Source organism: Limosilactobacillus panis DSM 6035, from assembly GCF_001435935.1.
Classification (GTDB): Bacteria; Bacillota; Bacilli; order Lactobacillales; family Lactobacillaceae; genus Limosilactobacillus; species Limosilactobacillus panis.
On the sequence record NZ_AZGM01000062.1, the window covers coordinates 1 to 3,303 of the forward strand.

Here is a 3,303-nt window from a genome sequence, read left to right on the forward strand (position 1 = left end):
TAACTCCATTAATTATTTGGGACTTATGTCACAGCCCCTAATCTTAGGTTGTTTTTCATATCCGAATATTATACAGTAATCGCGGAAAACTAAATAGGCTAGCTTCGCGGCGAAGCGTGCTCCTCGTGTCCAGCGCCGTAAAGTAAGTCTATTTGATTACAGAGTATTCTGATGCTTTTCCCAGCTTCTTGGGAGGTATTAATAATGGCGCAAAAGGCGATTTTTAGTGGGATTTAGCTTACCTTCGACGTAATTGGTGGCATGTGGAAGTCGTTGATTCTCCACTACCTGGAAACCAACAGGACCAAGTCGAATAACCCATAAAGTTTAATCGTTTATGTGAATTTCAAATTAAATTAAAAAAGTCCTTGCAAAAAAGGAGAAAAGTTGATATTATAATTTGTGTTGTCAATATGACATGGGCAGTTAGCTCAGCTGGCAGAGCAACGGACTCTTAATCCGTGGGTCCAGGGTTCGATCCCCTGACTGCCCATTACTAAGTACTCGTTTCGACGAGTGCTTTTTTTGTGCCAAAAAAAAGTGCCAGTCCCCGGCAAGGCCGAATACTAGCACCGTATCACTATCAATTACTTTTCATCTAATAAGCGCTGCCGGGCTTCCTTGAGCTCCGCCGCCGCCTGTTCGTTCAGTTCTGGGTACGAGAGGGGCAACTTTTCAATCCGCTTGGTGATAATGTCTGAAACAATCAGGCGGGAATACCACTTGTCATCGGCTGGGATAACGTACCACGGATTCTCCTTCGTGGCGGTGGCGTTAATTGCCTTCTCGTAGGCCGCCTGGTACTGGTCCCAGTACTGGCGTTCCCGAATATCCGCCGCTGAGAACTTCCAGTTCTTTTCCGGCCGGTCAATCCGGGCCAGGAACCGCTTCTTCTGTTCATCCTTAGAAACGTGCAGAAAGAATTTCAAAACGACATAGCCGTTGCGGGTCAGGTACTTCTCATATTCCCGGATATCCTGGTAGCGTTTCTCAAAGAAGTGGTCATCCACGTCCTTTAAGGAGTAAATCCCCGGGAGGTTGCTATTCAGGATAATTTCGGGGTGGACCCGGGACACTAAAACATCCTCGTAGTAAGACCGGTTGAAGACCCCGATATCCCCACGGAGGGGGAGCTCCCGGTTAATCCGCCAGAGGTAGTCATGACGCAGTTCCTGGGAAGTGGGCTGCTTGAAGTTGGCAACCTTGAAGCCAACCGGGTTAACACCCGAGAAGATGTGGGCAATCATGCTGTCCTTCCCCGCGGCATCCATCGCCTGGAAAACGACCAGGACGCTGTAGTGCCGCCGGGCATACATTTTCTTTTGGGCCTCCCGAATATGCTTCAGGTTCTTTTTAACCTGCTTCTTGATCTTCTTCAGCTCGTCACTTGAGTCCGCAATCAAGGTCGGCGCCTTCTTAATCTTAAAATCATCACTGGTATACCGATACTGTTTTGTGTCCATCGCAATTCCTCCTTTTCCATCTACCCTAATCCTATACCAAATAACGGCTAACGGCCTAATTATATTTTTCTGTTGACAAAAAGTAACTAACTCGGTATAGTATAGCCAAGTTTAGAAACGAAGGGAGTAATCATTATGACTAACGCAATTTTTGCCAAGGCTGCTACTTGTTGTGCATGTTGTGCGAACGCCAACATGCTATTTGCGTTACCCTATGATTACTCAGCGGGAAGACGGCAAAGTTAACAACAAGTAGCTTTTCCGTTTTAAATATTTTCCAAGTAAGAGTTCTCAGAGTGCGCGCACTGGGAACTCTTTTTTTGTTGCTAAACGAATTGCGGAATTATGTGAATTAAAGAAAGAGAGCATTAAAAATGCAAGCACTACTTATCATCATCATCGCCGCCGCCATTATGGCCGGCATGATTTACCTCCACCGTCGCCACTGGGGCTTTAACAAGCTTGTCTTCTTGGACCTGGTCCTCGGAATTATCGGTGGCGCGGCCATTCAACTAATCTATGGTCCCACCAGTAAAACCGCCACGACGGCCATCGACTGGATCAACATCGTCGGCAACGGCTACATCGCCCTGCTACAAATGCTGGTGATTCCCCTGGTCTTCGTTTCCCTCGTGGGCGCCTTCACTAGGCTGAAGAAGCAGACCAACCTGAAGAAGATGACCACCAACGTCTTGGGGATCCTCCTGTCCACCACCGCCGTGGCCTCCTTCATCGGGATCATGAGCGTCCTGGCCTTCAACCTCCAGGGGGCGAGCTTCATCAAGGGAATGGCGGCCAACTCGACGGCCATTGATGCCATCAAGACCCACCAGGCCACGCTAAAGGGTCTGACTCTGCCCCAACAGATTACCAACCTTTTACCCACCAACATTTTCGCTGACTTCGCCGGTACCCGGTCTTCCAGTACCATTGCCGTCGTAATCTTCTCCCTGATGGTCGGGGTGGCTTTCCTGTGGCTCCGCGATAACCAGCCGGATGAGGCCCGGATCTTTGCCAAGGGAATTGCCGCCCTGCAGGCCATCGTCAGCCGCCTGGTAAAGATGGTCCTTGAGTTGACCCCTTACGGTATTTTCGCCCTGATGGTCAAGGCCACCGCAACCAGCAGCTTTGCCTCCATCGCCAAGCTGGGCACCTTCATCGTCGCTGCCTACGTGGCCATCGCCGTAATGTTTATCGTCCACACCATTATCCTCCTGGTCAACCGCATCAACCCGGTTACCTACTACAAGAAGGCTTGGCCCGCCCTTATCTTTGCCTTTACGTCACGGACCAGTGCTGGTACCCTGCCGTTAAACGTCAAGATTCAGCGGGATTCACTGGGGGTTAGTTCCTCCGTTGCTAACTTTGCCGCCAGCTTTGGGCTGACAATTGGTCAGAACGGCTGTGCTGGGATTTACCCATCAATGGTTGCCGCAATCATCGCTCCAACCGCCGGAATCAACGTCTTCTCCTGGCAGTTTATCCTGACCTTGATTGCCATTGACGTCATCGCTTCCTTTGGGGTTGCCGGTGTCGGTGGTGGGGCCACCTTTACGACCCTGATGGTCCTCGGGACGTTGAACCTGCCCGTTGCCATCATGGGGGTCCTAATTGCCATTGACCCAATCATCGATATGGCCCGGACCGCCCTGAACGTTAATGATTCCATCCTGGCCGGGGTCGCAACCGCCAAGAACATGGGCGAATTAGACCACGACAAGCTGGGTGACCAGTCCAAGGTTGTGGCTAATGAACTATAATTTCCCAGGAAATATTTCACCCAAAAAGGGGCTGTGACATAAGTCCCAAATAATTAATGGAGTTAGATGAAATCTTCGGA

General features: G+C 50.0%; 2 protein-coding genes and 1 tRNA gene. 2 read left to right on the forward strand and 1 reads right to left on the reverse strand.

Going from position 1 to position 3,303, the window contains the following annotated elements; genetic code table 11:
• Positions 1-420: 420 nt before the first annotated feature.
• Positions 421-493: transfer RNA gene (locus tag FD32_RS04300), tRNA-Lys, on the forward strand.
• A 94-nt stretch (positions 494-587) separates the two neighbouring features.
• Here FD32_RS04300 and FD32_RS04305 read toward each other — a convergent pair.
• On the reverse strand, positions 588-1,463 hold the full coding sequence (locus FD32_RS04305; RefSeq protein ID WP_047768858.1) for a PPK2 family polyphosphate kinase: 876 nt from the start codon (positions 1,461-1,463) through the stop codon (positions 588-590).
• A gap of 374 nt (positions 1,464-1,837) precedes the next feature.
• On the opposite strand from FD32_RS04305, the gene FD32_RS04310 reads away from it, so the two are divergent.
• Entirely contained in the window at positions 1,838-3,223 is a 1,386-nt protein-coding gene (locus FD32_RS04310; protein ID WP_056962120.1) for an L-cystine transporter, read from the forward strand.
• Positions 3,224-3,303 lie beyond the last annotated feature (80 nt).

Excerpts from the sequence above, each read along its gene's own strand:
- FD32_RS04305 (WP_047768858.1), bottom strand. The coding sequence starts at position 1,463 with ATGGACACAAAACAGTATCGGTATACCAGTGATGATTTTAAGATTAAG.
- FD32_RS04310 (WP_056962120.1), top strand. The coding sequence starts at position 1,838 with ATGCAAGCACTACTTATCATCATCATCGCCGCCGCCATTATGGCCGGC.